The sequence below is a fragment of the Nitrospira sp. Nam74 genome, assembly GCF_965152615.1.
Window position 1 is genome coordinate 3556574 of sequence record NZ_OZ224220.1, and the last position, 16801, is coordinate 3573374.

23 protein-coding genes are annotated in these 16801 nt (G+C 61.0%); all 23 read right to left on the reverse strand.

Annotated features, from left to right (window positions below):
- Window positions 1-9: 9 nt before the first annotated feature.
- The 23 genes from ACWHYZ_RS16560 to ACWHYZ_RS16670 all read right to left on the reverse strand — a co-directional run bounded on the left by ACWHYZ_RS16560 (window position 10) and on the right by ACWHYZ_RS16670 (window position 16798).
- Entirely contained in the window at window positions 10-477 is a 468-nt protein-coding gene (locus ACWHYZ_RS16560; protein ID WP_447983784.1) for a hypothetical protein, read from the reverse strand.
- Window positions 477-1031: a hypothetical protein gene (locus ACWHYZ_RS16565; protein ID WP_447983785.1), complete on the reverse strand. Its 555-nt coding sequence runs from the start codon at window positions 1029-1031 to the stop codon at window positions 477-479. The genes ACWHYZ_RS16560 and ACWHYZ_RS16565 overlap by 1 nt, the downstream gene beginning before the upstream one ends.
- Window positions 1028-1210: a Thivi_2564 family membrane protein gene (locus ACWHYZ_RS16570; RefSeq protein WP_447987601.1), complete on the reverse strand. Its 183-nt coding sequence runs from the start codon at window positions 1208-1210 to the stop codon at window positions 1028-1030. The genes ACWHYZ_RS16565 and ACWHYZ_RS16570 overlap by 4 nt, the downstream gene beginning before the upstream one ends.
- Before the next feature lie 18 nt (window positions 1211-1228).
- The gene (locus tag ACWHYZ_RS16575) at window positions 1229-1576 is read right to left on the reverse strand and encodes a hypothetical protein (RefSeq protein WP_447983786.1); all 348 of its coding nucleotides are present in this window, start codon (window positions 1574-1576) and stop codon (window positions 1229-1231) included.
- Between the two features lie 66 nt (window positions 1577-1642).
- A complete protein-coding gene (locus ACWHYZ_RS16580) occupies window positions 1643-1972 on the reverse strand; it encodes a hypothetical protein (RefSeq protein WP_447983787.1) in 330 nt (109 codons plus the stop codon).
- A 32-nt stretch (window positions 1973-2004) separates the two neighbouring features.
- Window positions 2005-2973 carry a Mu-like prophage major head subunit gpT family protein gene (locus tag ACWHYZ_RS16585; protein WP_447983788.1) on the reverse strand — a complete coding sequence of 323 codons (969 nt, stop codon included), beginning with the start codon at window positions 2971-2973 and terminating at the stop codon, window positions 2005-2007.
- A 49-nt stretch (window positions 2974-3022) separates the two neighbouring features.
- Window positions 3023-3439, reverse strand: coding sequence for a cytoplasmic protein (locus ACWHYZ_RS16590; protein ID WP_447983789.1), 417 nt, complete (start codon window positions 3437-3439; stop codon window positions 3023-3025).
- 33 nt (window positions 3440-3472) lie between these two features.
- Window positions 3473-4612: a hypothetical protein gene (locus tag ACWHYZ_RS16595; RefSeq protein ID WP_447983790.1), complete on the reverse strand. Its 1140-nt coding sequence runs from the start codon at window positions 4610-4612 to the stop codon at window positions 3473-3475.
- Window positions 4602-6284, reverse strand: coding sequence for a phage portal protein (locus ACWHYZ_RS16600; protein ID WP_447983791.1), 1683 nt, complete (start codon window positions 6282-6284; stop codon window positions 4602-4604). The genes ACWHYZ_RS16595 and ACWHYZ_RS16600 overlap by 11 nt, the downstream gene beginning before the upstream one ends.
- Window positions 6281-6451 (reverse strand): hypothetical protein, encoded by a 171-nt coding sequence (locus tag ACWHYZ_RS16605; RefSeq protein ID WP_447983792.1) that lies wholly within the window; start codon window positions 6449-6451, stop codon window positions 6281-6283. The genes ACWHYZ_RS16600 and ACWHYZ_RS16605 overlap by 4 nt, the downstream gene beginning before the upstream one ends.
- 174 nt (window positions 6452-6625) lie before the next feature.
- Entirely contained in the window at window positions 6626-6889 is a 264-nt protein-coding gene (locus ACWHYZ_RS16610) for a hypothetical protein (protein ID WP_447983793.1), read from the reverse strand.
- Complete coding sequence (locus ACWHYZ_RS16615) at window positions 6886-8760, reverse strand: phage terminase large subunit family protein (protein WP_447983794.1); 1875 nt, start codon at window positions 8758-8760, stop codon at window positions 6886-6888. The genes ACWHYZ_RS16610 and ACWHYZ_RS16615 overlap by 4 nt, the downstream gene beginning before the upstream one ends.
- Window positions 8738-9211, reverse strand: a complete 474-nt coding sequence (locus tag ACWHYZ_RS16620) for a hypothetical protein (protein WP_447983795.1) — start codon at window positions 9209-9211, stop codon at window positions 8738-8740. Before ACWHYZ_RS16620 ends, ACWHYZ_RS16615 begins: the two co-directional genes overlap by 23 nt.
- A complete protein-coding gene (locus ACWHYZ_RS16625; protein ID WP_447983796.1) occupies window positions 9211-10458 on the reverse strand; it encodes a site-specific DNA-methyltransferase in 1248 nt (415 codons plus the stop codon). Before ACWHYZ_RS16625 ends, ACWHYZ_RS16620 begins: the two co-directional genes overlap by 1 nt.
- A complete protein-coding gene (locus tag ACWHYZ_RS16630; RefSeq protein ID WP_447983797.1) occupies window positions 10455-10649 on the reverse strand; it encodes a hypothetical protein in 195 nt (64 codons plus the stop codon). Before ACWHYZ_RS16630 ends, ACWHYZ_RS16625 begins: the two co-directional genes overlap by 4 nt.
- Window positions 10650-10827: 178 nt before the next feature.
- Entirely contained in the window at window positions 10828-10974 is a 147-nt protein-coding gene (locus ACWHYZ_RS16635; protein WP_447983798.1) for a hypothetical protein, read from the reverse strand.
- Window positions 10949-11311 carry a DUF7768 domain-containing protein gene (locus ACWHYZ_RS16640; RefSeq protein ID WP_447983799.1) on the reverse strand — a complete coding sequence of 121 codons (363 nt, stop codon included), beginning with the start codon at window positions 11309-11311 and terminating at the stop codon, window positions 10949-10951. Before ACWHYZ_RS16640 ends, ACWHYZ_RS16635 begins: the two co-directional genes overlap by 26 nt.
- Window positions 11312-11775: 464 nt before the next feature.
- The gene (locus tag ACWHYZ_RS16645) at window positions 11776-12039 is read right to left on the reverse strand and encodes a VRR-NUC domain-containing protein (protein ID WP_447983800.1); all 264 of its coding nucleotides are present in this window, start codon (window positions 12037-12039) and stop codon (window positions 11776-11778) included.
- Entirely contained in the window at window positions 12014-12184 is a 171-nt protein-coding gene (locus ACWHYZ_RS16650; protein WP_447983801.1) for a hypothetical protein, read from the reverse strand. Before ACWHYZ_RS16650 ends, ACWHYZ_RS16645 begins: the two co-directional genes overlap by 26 nt.
- 634 nt (window positions 12185-12818) lie before the next feature.
- A complete protein-coding gene (locus ACWHYZ_RS16655; protein ID WP_447983802.1) occupies window positions 12819-13079 on the reverse strand; it encodes a hypothetical protein in 261 nt (86 codons plus the stop codon).
- Window positions 13036-13389: a hypothetical protein gene (locus ACWHYZ_RS16660; RefSeq protein WP_447983803.1), complete on the reverse strand. Its 354-nt coding sequence runs from the start codon at window positions 13387-13389 to the stop codon at window positions 13036-13038. Before ACWHYZ_RS16660 ends, ACWHYZ_RS16655 begins: the two co-directional genes overlap by 44 nt.
- A 2-nt stretch (window positions 13390-13391) precedes the next feature.
- The gene (locus ACWHYZ_RS16665; RefSeq protein WP_447983804.1) at window positions 13392-15026 is read right to left on the reverse strand and encodes a UvrD-helicase domain-containing protein; all 1635 of its coding nucleotides are present in this window, start codon (window positions 15024-15026) and stop codon (window positions 13392-13394) included.
- Window positions 15027-15166: 140 nt separating this feature from the next.
- Window positions 15167-16798 carry a hypothetical protein gene (locus tag ACWHYZ_RS16670; RefSeq protein ID WP_447983805.1) on the reverse strand — a complete coding sequence of 544 codons (1632 nt, stop codon included), beginning with the start codon at window positions 16796-16798 and terminating at the stop codon, window positions 15167-15169.
- Window positions 16799-16801 lie beyond the last annotated feature (3 nt).

Genomic DNA, 16801 nt, shown 5'->3' on the forward strand with positions numbered 1-16801 from the left:
TCCTCCTGTTCAGGGTTCCGCCCGGTTGCGCACGAATGTAATCCGGGCCAACACCCCGGCCTCTAAAATCAACGTTTCATGATCATAGGTCGACACCACCCCCGTGATGTCCGTGGCATCCGCCAATCCTCCGCGCCGCGGATCGGTCTCCAACGCTTTGACGATGTCCGCAATCATGCGTTCGGTGTTTTGCGCCAGGTTGTCGTCCACCTCGGCCTTGATGAATCCATACACCTGACACTGCAGGCTCTCTTCGACTTCCCGGTTTGTGTGCTCGACCACTTCTCCTTGCAGTTCATTGGCGCTCACGAGAATCAAGGGCCAATTGTCGACGTTCTCTTCCGGGTGAATATCGTTCTCCGTCCGGGTCACCGTGACGACCGTGTTCCAATAGTCGTCCCCCTCGACGATGCCCTGCAGCGTCGTCACGAGGTTCTGCAGGATGCGTTCGCGCCGGCTCTCAATCGCAGGTGGCATTAGGTGGCGTTCGCCTTCCCCTTCAAGACCGTCAGCAGCGCCCGCTGGGCGGCGCCTTCCAACTTCGGTAATAACGTCGGCAGATAGGTGCCCCAGGTATCGTAGAAGTGCAGTCGAGCCGGGATGCGAACCCGCTTGACCCGCAAGAGGCGCCCTTTGGCCACCCGATAGGAGCCTCCGGTCTGCCAATCCAGGAGATTGATGGCGCGCCGCACACGGATATAGAGCCACTTGCCCCCGCTCGCCTGAATCGTCGCCCCGAATTCGTGGGCCTCCCAAATCTTCTGCGACCAGGTGGACACGTAGAACCGGGCCTGGAGATTCGCCAATGAGGTCCCGGCCGGGGAGACCTCCGTTTTGATGGAGCTCAGTAATCGCTTGCCGGCTTTGATGCCCGGCCGGCCCCGCAGGCGCTGTTTCTTGAAGGTGGCTTTGAATTTCAACATCCCCCGGTCGAGGGCTTGCCGCACATACTTCGCAGCCGTCACCGGGGCCTCATCCATGGCCCGGTTAAAGACCTTCAACTCTTCGACTTGGTACCGGGTCTGAATCATGGGACATGCACCGTCGGGACGTCCCCCGGCTGCCCGAGGAACAGTTTCAAAGCCCAGATCACCAAGACCACCACGACGACCACGTAGATGATCTGCTTGACCGTCGCATCAATCGGCGCCAATCGGATGAGGTACAAAGCCGCGCCCGCGATCACCAGCATAATCAGGAGACTCAGCATCACGGTTTCCCTCCGCTCTTAGCCCCGGATCTCCACATGCCACGCACCGGGATCCGACCCGCCGAGCACCTGCATCACCCGAAATTCGCGCGGGACGGTATCGTTGACCCTAACCTTCACGGTTACTTTATCGAGCCGCTCGTTGATGGTTTCCACCCCGAGCGTCGGGTGATTGGGGATCCACATTTCAAAGACCAAGGGGAAGGCGGCGCCGCTGGCCTTCATGTCCCGCTCGACGTTCCGCTCCACGAGGACCCCGATGTCACGCGGAGCGCCCAGGTGCGGGGTATACGTCACCATCTCGCCAAAGGCGTCCGTGTCCCCGTACAGGAGGCCGCTGGACTCGATCTCATCGCGGAGACTCATAGAATGAAAAAAGCCGCCGCAGCGTTCACCACGGCGGCCCTCCCCTTACGACGACAACGCCTGTTTCTACTTGCCCTTGCCGCCCAGGCGCTTGGCCGCGCCGGCGAGTAAGCCTTCCTTACCATCGCCGGTCTTCACCTCGGCCCCTTTCATCTTCGCGTGGCCCTCATCGAGCATGAATTGGATGCGATGCGCGGGCCAATCCTCGCTCTCCACCAGTTTTGTGCCGGCCGCGACTTTATGCTTGTTCGCATCGATGGACTCCCGCACCAGGACGATGTCGCCATCCTGGGCGGACTCGAGCGCCCGCTGCTCCGTCTGTTCGGCGCGCACGCGTTCGCGCTCTTTTTCCTCGGCCTGCTTGCGTTTCAGTTCTTCCCCACGTTCATCCGCCATCGTGTTCCTCCGTTAGTCTAGGGACGCGCCGCTTACGACAGCGTGGCCTGCAGCGCGTGCTGCCACATGCCGTAGCCCACATTGCGTACCGCTTCCACTCCGTAGAGATGCCGGCGCCGCATGAATTCCTCCTCGGAGCCCCCGCTCAAGCTGGACATCGTCGGCTTCACTTCCTCTTGGAGGATGAAGGGTCTCGTATCCGCGTCGGTCCGGAACATGAAGATCTTGCTGGTGCTGGTGAGCCGCGGATTATTCACGACCTCAACAGACATATTGGTGAACTTCAAGGGATTGTCCCGCGCTCCCGAGCCCGTGTTGAGCAGATTGGCAGAGACGGCACCTTGCGCAGCCCCCCAAATGTTCGGCGGCACCATCAGCATGAATTGCTGAGCATCCTCGTTGTACGGTTCACCTTGATCGTCCTTGAGATTGTAGAAGTACGCGATCATCCCGAGGATGATATCGGCCATCTCAGACGCGGTCGGCGCCGTGGCAGTCGCCACATCCAGGGCCGCGATCTCCGAGGCGGTCACGGCATTTCTCAGCGTGCCGCTGTTGCCTTCGGCATGGTCCGTGTCGAAAAAGAACTGGCCATCATAGGCCGCGCCGTAGGTCGCGCCGGCGCCGCTGTTGATCAAGTTCGTGATGAGCCCGGCCCAGTGGGATGCGACACGCTTGGCCAGGTCGGAGATGCGGGCCTTCAACTGTCCGGTCTTGTCCCGACGGAGATCTTCGACCATCACTTCCATCGTCGCTTCGAACGTCTTGTTGACGATGGTGAGATTGTTGGCCAGCAAACTCTGGTGCAGGCGCTCGCCCTCCCATTCCCGGACCACCGGCGCATTGCCCAGCCAGCCATAGGTCTCCGAGGCATTGGTGCTCTCGAAGTACATCCCGATACGATTGACCCAGCTATTGCCCGCAAAGACCCGCAGTCGGTCGTAGAACGTCCCGATGAGTGCCCTGTTGGATGTGATTGCGATGCCTTGTCCTATCGGCATAATTCCCTCCGTGCAAAAGACCGACCGGAAACCCCCCGGTCAAGTCGGATTAGGTTTCCTGATCGTTAAAGGCCACGATGCACGTGGTTCCTGTCACCCACCGAATGATGCGTCCGATCTTGCTATTGCTGGTCGCCGTGAGCGTGAAGGTATCGTCATCGCTCGCGTAGACTTGTTTGCTTACGTCGTCCACGCCATCCACCCCGACCACCGGAATTTGGACGGCGCCGCTGCGGCGCAGCCGGCATTTTGCGTCGCCCGCGGCCCCGGCGCTGTTGTCGACCTGGCGCACTGCAAAGCCGACGAACTTCTCCGCCGCGGCCAATGGTCCGACATAGCCCGAGGAACGGAGACTGACCGCCGCGCCCTCGTAGATGATGTCCGAGGCCACCACCGGCAGATCATTGAACGTCTCGCTGTTGGATGCTTCGTATTTCCGGACCTTATCGCCTGCTAACGTCGCCATAGGATGTCCCCCTGTTCCCCGTGTGAATGTGCTTTACGCCGGCTGCTTGTAGAGGCGGACCTGTCCGGCCTCCTCCGCGGCGCGAAAGGCCGAATACGTCGAGAGCTCGCCAAACTCCTGACGGAGTTTCGGGTCCCGCTCCCACTCTTTTTGATACCGTTCCTGCGCAGGCAGGTGACTCAAGTCCTCTTTCACGGGCTCGGGCGCTCCCCCACCGGCACTCGCCGGCGCCGCATTTTGCAGCGTGGCGAGCTTCTCGGATCGACGGGTGCGCAGATCGGACAAGAACCGCTTCCGCGCCTCGTCCGGGCTCGTCCCGGCCTCGATCATGCTTTGGGCGAGGGCTTCCTGCCCCGGCTGCATCGCCTCGTGGATTTCACTGATCCGCGACCGCTCGGCCAACATCGCCGTGCGGCGGATCTCGTCGGGATCGGGCGTCGGTGGCGTTGGCTGCTTCGGCTCGTCCTGTGGCGGATTTTTCGGCTCTGTCATATCCAAGTCCCTCCGTGTGAAACCCACAAAGCCTTTGCGGGCAAAATAACGATCCAGAAATTCGGTGATCTTTTCGGCTAAGGATTCATGCGGGCCGGCGCTGAACATGCCGGCGGGATTCGCAGCGGGATCATCGACGACATCGGCCGCGAGAAAGCGTTCCAGGCGGGCCAGTCGCGGGGCGTCGTACATTTCTTTGCCCTCGTCATCTTTTTGATAGATCGCGGTCCCGGAAAACACGATGGAGGCGCCGAACATTTCCGGTTCCTCGCGGGCCATCTTGAGCGTGTAGGCGTGGAGGTTCCCTTGCGGCGAGTGCTTCGCCACCTCCGAGAGATGGAGGTCCGCTCGGACCACGTCCCCGTCGCGGCGAAAGTTCCGACTCCGCCCAAGGAACGATCCCATGCTGGTGCTGCTGGCATTGGGATGATCAAACCGGCTCTTGATCCCGGCCTCTTTCAGATTTCCCGCGACCACGAGGGCGTCAAGAAATTCATCATCCAGGAGCATGTTGTGCCCCTTGGCCTCGCCCTTCGTGGCCACGGCATAGCCGTACAGGGCGCCTTTCGTTTCATCGACGGTCGCGGATCTCAACGCCACGATCACCGGGGTGCGGAACCAGTGATGTCCCAGCCGGTGCGGGGTCGTCGTCAGCACGTTGGTCAATTCGTCATCCCACATTCGTCGGTGCCCCCTTGGGTTCGGACTGGTCGTCAGTGGGTTCGGACTCAGGTTCGGATTCGGGATCCGTTTCCTCCGGGGCTGGCTGCCCTTCCGCGCCGGGTTTCGCTTCCGCCTTGGTCGGCTCATCGAGGCCGAGGTGCTTGTATTTCGTCTGCTCACGCGCCCGCTGTTCGGCCACTTCCTCCCAATCCCGGCCCTGGGCCGCACACTCTTCGGCCAACGTGGACAGCCCGGACTTGATGCTGTTGATGGAAGAATCGACCTCTTTGACGGGATCGACCCAGCCCCAGCCCGGCGCAATCCAGCGCGCGGCCAGGTAGTCGGCCTCCAGATCGGAGAAAATATTCAGGGCGGGAATGTCCTCACGCAGCCACGCCTCGTAGATCACCATTTCCCACACCGGCTGGCAGAGCGTGGTCCCGAGCCATTGCTGCGCATTCTTGAAGAAGCGGCGAGCCTCTAACATGGCCGCCCGCGCACTCGAATAATTCGTTTTGGAGAAGTCCTTGGTGACGAGTTCCAGCGGCAGGCCAAGCGCCGCGCCAATCGAGCGGAGGACGACCATCGTGAACGGTTCGAACGTCCCGCCCGGTCGATTCGGGCTGGCAAACTCCACCTTCTCGCCGGGGGCCAGGTAATCGATGATGCCGGGTTCGAGGGACGAGATCCGCTGTCCGCGCGTGTTCTGCGAATCCGTCGCGCCGGCCGCGGCCGCATAGGGATCGTTCTTCGTGATAAAGGCCGAGAAGCAGGCGCCCACCCGCGCGCTCACAATTTCCGCTTCTAAGTAGTCGCCCAGGTCTTTGAACTGTGCCAACACGGGCGCAAAGAACGGCTCGCCGCGCGTTTGCCCCGGCCGCTTTTGACGATACAGGTGATAAATATTGGGTCGGCCAGAGACTGTGTTAAAGGCCGGATAGTAGTTGAAGGCCTCCTGCGTATCGTTCGTGATCAGCGCGCCATCGACGTCGCCAGGGTGCGCCTTCCGGATGTAATACCCGATGGGTTCCCCGCGACTCCCGAGCTTTACCCCTTCACGCACGCTCCGATCCGACACCAGGTCAGACGGAGTGGCCAATCGATCTGCTTCGATAATTTCCAGGGCGAGCGAATAGGGCCGGGACGGATCATCGACCACCATCAACGGCAGGATGATGACTTCTCCGTTTTCCAGAATCTGGCGGTACACGAGCGACTGGATGTCGTAGAAGTCGAGCCGGTTTTGCGCATCGGCATGCGGGATCCACCGCTGCCAGGCCCGCTCACATTGCTGTTCAAATTGCAGGGCGAGGTCGTCGGCGATGGTCACTACGGTGCGGTCGATATGCGCCTGCGGACGCAGGCCAGTGCCGATCACATTGGCCACCACGGTGTCGGTGATCGCCGCGGCAAAGGCATCATTGCGGTTTAGTTCCCGGCTGCGCTCGCGCAGGTCGGCCAATTCCGGCAGTAAGTCGGCATCGGCCGACCCGCCATACGGACTCCACGCACTATGCAAGCGATCCTTGGTCGCGCCGCGGTATGCCGACAGCAGTTGAAGGGTCGTGCGGGCGCGCTGCCGCTGCAGGCCCCACATCGGAGAGAGGACTTCGATGCCGCGGTCCACCCAGCTTTGGAGCTTGGCTAACTTCGAAGGCGGCGGGACACGACGTTCGCGCAGTCCGGTCATTCGGGCCTCGCAAAGCCGGCATACAGACGCGTGCTCCCGGCCTCCGAGGAGGCGACCTGCGCCACCAGTCGATCTTCCAGGGTGTAGAGCCAGGGCAGATCCAGCTTCGTGACACTACGAGAGCCGGTGCCGGTGTCGAACGTGAAGGATTTGACCCCTCCGCTCACGAGCGCATCGATAGCCGTGCGGACGTTTTCGAGTCTCTCTGCGGGGGTGAGGGCGATGATGCACGCTCCCGGTTGCTACGACACAAATCACACGATAGCGAGGGGTCGTAGCACGGGGCCGCCAGGTCAACAAGATACTTGTCCGAACGGGCGTTCGGCACTACGTAGGTAGTGTTACGTTGTCAGATATTCCTGAATGAAGCGCAGCAGTTCTTCCCGGAGGACATACGGAGCGCCGACATTATCTCGAAAATACGCCAGCTTACCTTTGGCCATCCAGTAAGCGACGGTGGAGCGGTTCTTATGCAGAAGGTCAGCGATACTGGCGGGACTAAAACAGGGGTAGGACGGCACGACGATGCGTATAGCCGGGGTCTGGATACGCGCTGGCTCAGCCCCACGCTTCATCCAGCCTTTCCGGCGGGGGTTCCAGCTCATGACCGTTTCATCCACGCTCCTCGCATCGCTTCCTGCCGGGCATCGCGGCGCGCCCAGGGGGAGGGTGGCCGGGGTTGAAAGACCTCGCGCTCTTCACCGGGCTCCCGCAGCATGTACACCTTCAACATCTCGGCCGCGGCCAGCGCATACACTTCGCAGTCGAGATAATGGTTGGCCCGGCCTTCCTGAACGGGTGTCCACTTCGTCACCGTCCGACCCGTCGTCCGATTGCGCTGCGTCAGACGATGCTCGGCCGTCATCTGATCGAAATATTCCTGCTCCACTTCTTCACAGAGATGGAACATCCCCGGATCGCCGGGCTTCGTATGAATCAACCGGGACAGTTTCGTTTTGTAATAGTCCACGTCCAGGGTCCAGAGGCCCAGCCCACCCGGAATCGCGCGGCCGGCCGCATCTTTGTCCAACGTCGTCACGCGATAGGGCGCCGCCAGGGATTCGTCATGGCCCTTGATCGGCCGCACGCGTTCGCGATATTTCCGGCAGAATTCATAGACCTCATTGGCCCGGTACCCTGAATCGATGCAGATCAACCGGACCACTTTCGCTCCCGAGGGACTCGGATAGTCCGTCATCAACAGGGCATGCACCACTTCTTCGAAACTTTCCAGGCGGCCATAGCGGACCTGCCAACTTTCCTCGCCGACTCCCCAGGCCCGGATCACATACCAGAAGTGATCCTTCTGGACGTCCACTCCCGCGGTCAACACCACCCCGCCCGAGGGCACTTCCCCGAGCGCATGCACCCCGAGCCGGCGCCGCAAGTGGTCCTCCCGTGTTTCTTCCACCTTTTCCAGCCAGGGTTCGCCCAAGACGGAATTGGCAAAGGCCATGAGCAAGGGCGCCTCCCGTTTCGCATCGAGGAATTCCGCCGCGATGTCCGACCAGCTGACCCATGGTGAGTACAAGGCCGAGAGATGGTAGCCGCGGCGCCCGAACGTCCGGAACTGCCCGACCAACATGCCCTTCCGATCCACTTCGCAGCCCGCAGGACACCACACTCCCCGCGCCAGCATGTCGGGCTTGGCCGATTCGTCGATGCGCTGGCGGCAGTGCCCACACTCGTACCAGGCCAACCGCTCCAGCCGGATCGTTTCCGATGAGACGCCTTCGGGAAAGCGCAACCACCCGCTGCCGCCCTCCTGTTGTTTGAACGTGAGGGCCTGAAAGGCGCCACAGTGGGGGCACGGCAGCCAGAATCGGCGCTGATCCGTGCGCTCATAGTCGCGCGTGATGTAGCCTTGTTGCGTCGTCGGGGTGCTGACTTTGACGCTTTTCTTGTTCCAAAAGGTCCGGGTGCGCTCCATGCCGAGCTTCACCGGATCCGCTTCTCGGCCCGAAAACTTCGGATATTTGTCCACTTCATCGAAGAATACGTACCGACAGGGGTCCGAGGCGAGGTCGGAGGGCGAGTTCGCGCCGGCAAATTTCAACATCATGCGGTCAAATCGATATAACTTCCCCGCTAAGTCATCTTCCTTGCCGGTCGTATGGTTTTTGAGCACAGGACACTCGTCAATCATCGGTCGGACCCGCTTGGCGGCCCATCCTTTCGCATCATCGTCGCGGGGCAGCACGACCATGGCCGGCGCCGGGTCGTAATCGATGATGTACCCCAGGCAATTCAAGATGAATTCGGTTTTTCCGACCTGGGTGGAGGAGCGCACGACGATTTCTTCCACCTCCGGATCGCTGAAGGCGTCCATCGGCTCGCGCATGTACGGCGCGCGGTCCGTATGCCACTGGCCGGGCTCGGCACTGCTCAGAGAGGACAACACACGGCGGGCATCGGCCCACTGTGAAACAGTGAGCGGGATATCAGGTGAGCAATCACGAGTGCTGAGGATCGCCATTCGGTTCCATGACGGGTTGATAATCTTGGTGCGCAAAGACGCGGAGGATCTCAAAATGCCGCACGTCGATAATCGCCTGGATCTCCCGCGTACTTTTGCCCACCAGTCGCGGCGCAATCTCCCGGCCCATGCCCGTCAGCAGCGCCCGCAGCTGCAGACAGCGGCCCCGCCACTCTCCTTGGACCTCTTCCACATCGACCAGTCGCTTGAGGGCCTGCGCGAGCTCCATCTGCGCGCGTTTGGCTTTGGCTTCTCGAAATTTCTCATCCCAATAGCGCGCACCATCGCTGCGACTGGTGCCCAATCGGCCGCGCTCCATCTTTTCGGCATGAATCGCGGCGATTTTCTCGGGATCGACCTTCCCATCCGTCTCAACATCCAGCCCTTCCTTACGGTATTGGCGGACCGTTTCCCGCGAGACAACTGGTTTGTGGGCCTTGGAAGTGGGCATTAATTCCCGCCGTGCACGAGTCGTGTGGCCTTCTCCCCGGTCAACGTTTGCCACCGTTCGATAGTCACGTCGCAATATCCAGGGTCAATTTCCATCGCCAGGCAGCGCCGGCCCCGGTCTTCCGCCGCAATCAGGGTCGTTCCCGAGCCCAAGAACGGGTCATAGACCCACTCGCCGGGCTGGGTATGATTCAGAATCGGCCGCCGCATCGCCTCAATCGGCTTCTGTGTGCCATGATCGGTCCGTTGACTCTGATCCTCCCAGCCCGCGCCGCCGAACGGATTCAAATTCGACAACTCCCACAGCGTGGTCTGCTTCCGGTCCCCCTGCCAGTTCCCGGTCGCGCCCTTTCGGACCGCATACCAGCAGGGTTCGTGCTGCCAGTGATACGCGCCGCGCGAAAACACGAAGTGCTGCTTGGCCCAAATGATCTGTGACCGAATGATGAAGCCCACCTCGTCCAAATGCCGCGCGACCGCCGCCGCAAACACGCCAGCATGCCACACGTACGCGACGTCTCCGGGAAACAATGCATACGCAGGGGTCCAATCCACCTGATCATCGTTCTGCACTTTGCCCAGCGCGTGGTTATCGCTCCCATCGATTTCTTGTCGCCAGGCCGGATCGTAATTCACCCCGTACGGCGGATCGGTCACCATCAAGCGGGGCACGTCGGCGGCCAGCAGCGCCGCCACGTCGACGGGGTTTGTGCTATCGCCGCACATGAGCCGGTGCCCTCCGAGGATCCAGACGTCGCCCGGCTTAGCCGTGGTCGGGCCGGACGAGCGCACCGGCGCCTCGTTGAGCGCCGCATCCTTCTCGTCGTCCGTCTGCCAACGAAGGAGGTCTTTGAGCTCTTGCGATCCGAACCCCGTGACCGTGACGTCATACCCGGTCCCGGTCAGGTCCGTCAGGAGTTCCTTGAGTTTCGGGACATCCCACTCGCCGCTGATCTTGTTCAGCGCCACGTTCATCGCTTTTTCCGTGGAGAGATCGACGTCCACCACGGTGCAATGCGCCGCCGTGTACCCCAGGCTCTTCAGGACTTTCAGGCGCTGATGGCCGCCGACCAGGTTCCCGGTGCGCGCGTTCCACACCAGCGGTTCGACATAGCCAAAAGTCAGAATCGACCGTTTGAGCGCCTCGTACTCTGCGTCCCCCGGTTGGAGATCCTTGCGAGGGTTGTACGCGACCGGATTGATCTGCTCGATGGGCACCATCTGGACCGTCAATTCCGACGTGCTCACTTCGACACCACCTTTCCATGTCCTTTCGGCCAGGCGCCGGCCGCCACTAAGTCGGTACAGGCCGCAGAAGCCAACGGTTGCACCAGGGAATCCATCGGAACCGCCTCACAGCCCGACACGCTAATTTCCTTATTGACCGCGGTCTGCATCTTCGGGCCGTGCACCACGAGCGTCAGTCTGATAGTCGTCATGTTGATTCCTCTTCTCCTCTGAAGGCACGAACCGCACGTGATGGGCGGGCAACCAGGACACCCTCGCCGGCGGCATCTCGTGGGCTTTCATCACCATGTAGCCCGGCCCGCAGACCCCCAAGATCCGATATCTAATGCCGTCCCACTCCACCCAGCGCCCATACAGATCGCCGCTCATTTACTCGTCGTCCCCCACCGCCTCGGGCTCACCGTCCAACGCGAGTTCCTCGTCCTCGTCGTCTTCGTCCTCCTCGTCCTCCCTCAAGTCGACCTCCTCAAAATCCGGCATCCCCGGATCTTCAATCTCGTGGTCTGGAATGCTCATCCTTTTTCCTCCACCCCAAAACGGGGTCTCGTAAAATGTCCTTCACTGAGGAATACACCGGGATCCCGATCTGCCTCGCCAGCGCCTCCTCCCGATCTGCACCGGACGACGTCCCAGACAGCCGCAACATCGCATCGCACTGGCGCACCCACGCCAGATCGACCGCCATCCAGGTCTCATAGGGTTGCGGCAGCATCATGTGCACGAAGTGCATTAAGTGAGGAACGTACGGGGCATAGCCGAGCCCGATCAGTTCAAGCCCGGCGATGATCGCGGTTCGCACATTCACCGCCACGTCGCCGTGCGTATATGGGCCGGCCACGTAAATACGTTTCATACCGCTTCCTGAATGCCATTCATGTTTTTGGCAACCTCAAAAACTCATGCTGGGGTCACTCAAAAAGCGCGGTTTTTGCCCCCGTACCGCCGGGCCCCCCGAGGAAGGACCCATTCGAAGAAGTTTTCTTCATTCGATTGATCACTGGACTTGGCTTTGCATCCCATTCGCATTCCTAATTCGAATACCCTCCTTTATCCTTCGGTGGGTAACGCAGTCTTCCGTCCGCACACACATAGAGATGCTTGGTCTCAGTACGACAAACCGGGCAGCGGTGGAGCAGCGTCACCACGTCCACGTACCGCACCACTCGACACAGTTCGCAGCACGTCTCATAGCTGCAGCTGTTCACGGATCGAACCCATAGCCACTCGATCCCACGTTTATATATAGGGGCAAGAATGCGTTATACGGTTTCATAAATTTCCGCGTGACCCCCAGGCGTGCCACGTATCGCGCCCGTCTCACAGCAGCCCTCGCAGCGTCAGCAGCGTCTGCACATCCTCCACTGACCGCACCACTCCGCTGATCGCACCCGCCTGTGTCCATGCGTGTATCTCCTGGACCTGTAGCTTGGTGACCTTGCCGGTGGGGGTCTTCACTTCCAGGGCCAGGGCATACCCACGGAAGGCGCCCAGGATATCGGGCCAGCCTCCACCATACGGACCCCCCCAGCATTTCCTCGCATAGCAGGACGGCAGATCATTCAGGTATTCCAGGATCGCCATCTGGATCGCTTTCTCGTTCAATATCCCGCTCCCGATAAACGGTGCGTGTTTGCAAGAGCCCGGCCAATTCCGGATAGTGATCCAAGAGATCCCGCGCGATATAGGCGGTGTAACGCTCTCGTTCCAGCTCCGGATCGCGAACCATCTGACGCTCGGGATCGAAACGATCACCGAACGACAGGACCGCGTCGCGGTGAAGGCGCGAATCGGCGACACGGCGGCACGTTCGTTTCGAACTATCTGACAGAAACCATCCGAAAGCTTCGTCTACAATAGCGAATGCAATGGGGTGCTTCTGAAAAGCTACTTCGTCGAAGCCATCTCCTCTTGGCCGCTTGCGAGAAGCATCTTAATCGTTCCCAAGACCTCATCTTCCGGTCCGAAATCACCAAAACCAAATTGCGGTTGACCTCGTTACGCTCGTCGGCTTTTAAGGCTCTTTACAGCACTTGATCCCCCCGGACACTTCACGGAAAGAGACCTGTAAGAACCACAGTACGAGCCCCCACGACGAGCAGCACAATGATGAGCGCGGACGGCAGATCCAGCGATCCGATAGCCCTTGTCGTCTTTCTGAATGCCCATGAAGACTTCCCACCGGATGCGTTCCGTGAGGAGCGAGATCGAGAACTTCTTCCGACGCGCAGCAGCCTCCAGAGCAAAGCGTGTATAGAGCGCATAGACGTGGGGATTCTCAGCAATCCACGCGCGTAGTCTCCCTCCAGGCGATTGCGAACGGGGCCATCTGGAATGGAGAGTTGAATCGTCACATCAACTCCTCAGAACAGCGCCAACGTTATTGTTTGTTCTTCCATCACCACCGGAGGCGCCGTCACCTCAGCGATCCGCTTATAGACGTCCAGCATCGCCGGCCAGTCCTCCCGGCCATACGCATGGTCGGCCGATTCCAAGAGCGCCAGCACTTGATCCAGGCGTTTGTCGCCTTTCGGAATCGTTCGCGTGAGCTGCGCGAGGTCGCGCCACACTTCCAGCCATTTATTCTCTTGGATGCTCATCTTCGCCTTGGTCCATGCGTTCATCGTCCCCTCCTTGGAATCCCAACTCTTCGGGCGAGCGGTGGTGGGCTCGCTTCCGGTTGACCTGGCGGGTAAGCCCGAGCGCGCGCTCGCGTGCCCATCGTTTTTCCGCTGACGCTTTCATGCGCGCCCGTACCGCCTCCGAATGCCACGGAACCGCCTGTGGCGGCCGTCGTCCGTCGGGGATCGGCGGTGGGATGGGCGGCCCCACGCGCACGCGATTCCCGCAGTTCACGCACCGCAATTGTTCGAAGTTGATCGCCTCGGTCATCTCGAATTCCCACAGCAGCAATCCCCCGCATCTGTCACACACGTTCACATCATGGGTTCCACGGCCCCCCCGGTGGGATGCCCCCAGAAGAGTGAGTGCCGCGCTCGTGTGATGCCCACATAAAAACAGCGCAACACCGCCTCATACCCGTCTCCCGCGCCGTCATACCAGGCCCGCGTAGCAGACGGAGACAAATTTGGCAAGAGATAGACATGGTCGGCTTGGCCGCCTTTCACTGAATGAATCGTCCCCAACGTGACCTTGGGTGGTGTTTCGAGGGCCACGGCGCCGTGCTTGGCGACCACCTCGCAGGCATACTCCAGCGGGCGGGCCTGACTGGCGAGTAGCTTGCTGGCGAACCACCGCACATCGCCGTCGACCGACGCTTGGGCCGCGCGCTCGTCCAGAAACCACGTCCCGAGATCGGCATCCGACACGGGGGTGTCGCCCTTCGCCTCGGCCGCCTCCCGGATCGCGCTCTTGGCGCCATGCGTCAGCAGCCCCTTCGTATCCAGGGTGGAGGCCCACTGGTGCAATTCGCCATACGACCACCAGCCACGCCCCAAGGAGACCTTCAGGAACGCCAGGAGGCGCTCACGGGCCGTCACAGTGCCTTCTCGTTTGTTCAACCCCAGCGGATTCCAGTCGGCCCGTTTCGGCCGGTACGGGTTGTGGAACGGCATGCCGGCCGCCCGGAGCGCGCGCTTGGTCGGGCCGAGCATGTAGCCACAAGAGGCCAACACCGCCACGGTCTCGCCGTGTTGGATATGCGTCTCAATGGCCCGGAGCAGCGGGTCGGGATAATCCCAGGTCCAGCCTGGCAGCATGTCGACTCGGCCCTCGCAGTCCCGAGGGAGATAGGCTTTCGGTTGCCGGTGCGTGATCTGCTCAATCCAGGCCGTCGCCACTCGGTGCACCTCCCGAGGGAGTCGATACGATTGCGACAGCACGCGGATCTGGTCGGCCGGCAGGGGTGGATTCAGGAAGGCGTCCGGGGTGGCGCCTTTGAACGTGTAGATGCACTGATCATCGTCGCCGGCTGGCACGAAGCGGTCCATGTGCGAGGCCCATCGGCGGGCCAGTGCCAACTCGAGGGGGGAGAAGTCTTGCACCTCATCGAGGAAGAGGATCGCGGCCTGGTTCGGTGGGCCGCCAGTGTCCCGCCAGGCGATTTCAATCAGGTCGGTGAAATCCAGGAAGCCGGTCATCTGCTTCCAGTCCTCCCATAGCTCGGCGAAGCCTTGCACCTTCACCGGCCAAATCAGGCGGGGGACCATCCGGCCCCGGAGCGCGTGATATTCCTGCACGAGGTCCGCGCTCTCGCGTTTGCGGCACATATCCGTGGGGGTGGTGAGATCGTCCGGGGCCTCGAAGCTGTCGCCTTGATCGTGGGCATAGGCCGGGTGCTTCTCGTTCCAGTCTTGCAGGGCCTTCCCGACCGCCAGCTTGGGTTTGCCCAGGGCTCGATAGCAGAGGGCGTGGAGCGTGCCCACTTGGCTGTCATCGAGGGGTAAATCACGCTGCGCGAGCTCCTTGGCGGCCGTTCGAGTGAAGCTGGCGACCAGGATTTGCTCCGATCCGTGACTTTTGCACGCTTCGCTAATCAACGCGCTGAGCGTCGTAGTCTTTCCAGTCCCTGGTGGACCGAATATGCGCTCCTCACGGATAACTCGCGTCATGAGTTATCGCCCCCCATCTCCGCGACTGGCTTGACGGCGATAATTCAGAAAATGAGTTATCGGATCAGCATTCCCGCTCTGGCATTGGCCGAAGTGCCATTTTCCGATAGGATAACGTCCATATTTTTTCTGCAGGGTGGTCACTTTTTTTCTCCTATATATAAAGAGGAATTCAGGCGGTACGTGTAGATCGTGCTCTCCGCGCCGCCTTTGGTTTTGAAGTGGAGGCGTTCGCCGTGCCCCCCGGCCTTCGTCAAACGCTTGGCCAGCTGCCTCGGGTCGACCTTCTCTCGGAAGTAGCCGGCGATGTACCGACCCAGCCCCTCCGTCGTGACGTAGACGTGCCCGTTCTTTTGAAACGGGGTGTGGGTCTGGAGGGCCTCGGCCTGATTGTCGGCGTCCAGGACCCGGTAGTTGAGGTAGGCGCGCAGCCAGGATTCGAACATGCCCTCTTCGGTCGCCTCCGGGCCGCACTCCACGTCCTCGGCCACGTCGAGAAAGTACTGGACGATCTTGTCCCAGGCTTTGCTCTTCTGTTTGTCGAGCACCTTACGGGTCGCATTGGCAAACGTGGCCCGGAACTTCGCAAAGCTGAGCAGATTTTCAATGAGGCCGATTTTGATCGTGCGATTGTGAATCACCATCTCGTAGGTAATAGGATCGCCTGAGATCGCCATCACTTTCGTGACCTGGACCCCGAGCGCCCCGCTGATGATGGCGAGCGTTTCCGCGGAGTCGCTCACAATCTCCGGCGGCAGGTCGTTGCCGGCTTTCAGTTCATCAATCCATTTCTGTCGTTCTTCCATGCCCTTCCCCTTGGCCGCTTTGTTAAGTGTGACGCGGAAATAATCTGGGCGGAGTTTCAACTCCTGCCCGTGATAACGTCGACAGGCAATCAGCAGATCCACGATTTCTTGGGCCGTCCAGCCGGCCATCATGGCGCGCGTGGCGAGAGCCATGTCGTAGCTACTCGGAGATTGGTCCTGCCATTCCGTTCGCTTGTACTCCCAGCTCAAATAGAACTGCGGGTCCATGTTCCCCAGGAGGAAGAATTTCTGCGGAGGGGGATTCGCATCCGCCCGGACTTTGAACGTCCACTCGAGATCTGGCAGCGTGTCCGCTTCAGCCGCTTCGACCAGCACCCACTGCTCAAAGGCCGAGGGCTCTAGGCGTTTCTCGTCCGCAAACGTGTCCGTCGTGACGGGCAGGATCGGCGCCCCCTTGTGGTTCAATGAGCCGGGCGGGCGCAGCACGCGCGCCAGGTCGAACGTCGCATCGATATCCCAGCCATGGGCCTTGGCCCGCGCCCGGAGTGTGGCGGTCCAGTCACGGACCAGCTTGGCCGCGGCCTTCCGTTCCTCGTCGCTCTCCAGCACCCACAGTTCTTTGAACAACCACCACACCTGGAGGCCGTGGCCGCTGTTCACGATGATCGTGGGCTCGGGTCCCATCTCCCGAATCAGCGCATGGGCATCGGCCAGCGTGGGCGGCAGGTTCTGTTTCTTGTGCCCGGACCCCCGCACGTCGACATCCATCCACAGGCCAGGGATCGCGCTGATCTGATCGGCCGGGCAGCGCATGGTCGGGCCGAAGTTCCTGGGCGACAGCCCACAGCCCACATAGATGCTGCCGCTCTTCGCCCACTCCAGCAGCTGATCGATGAGCGCCGCATCGATGGCATTCACCCAGCTCGAGCGTTTGCTGGGCAGCTGCCAGAACAGGCACCACTGCCCTTGCAGGTCCGGGTAGAGCGCGGTCAGGAACCGCGCCATGTC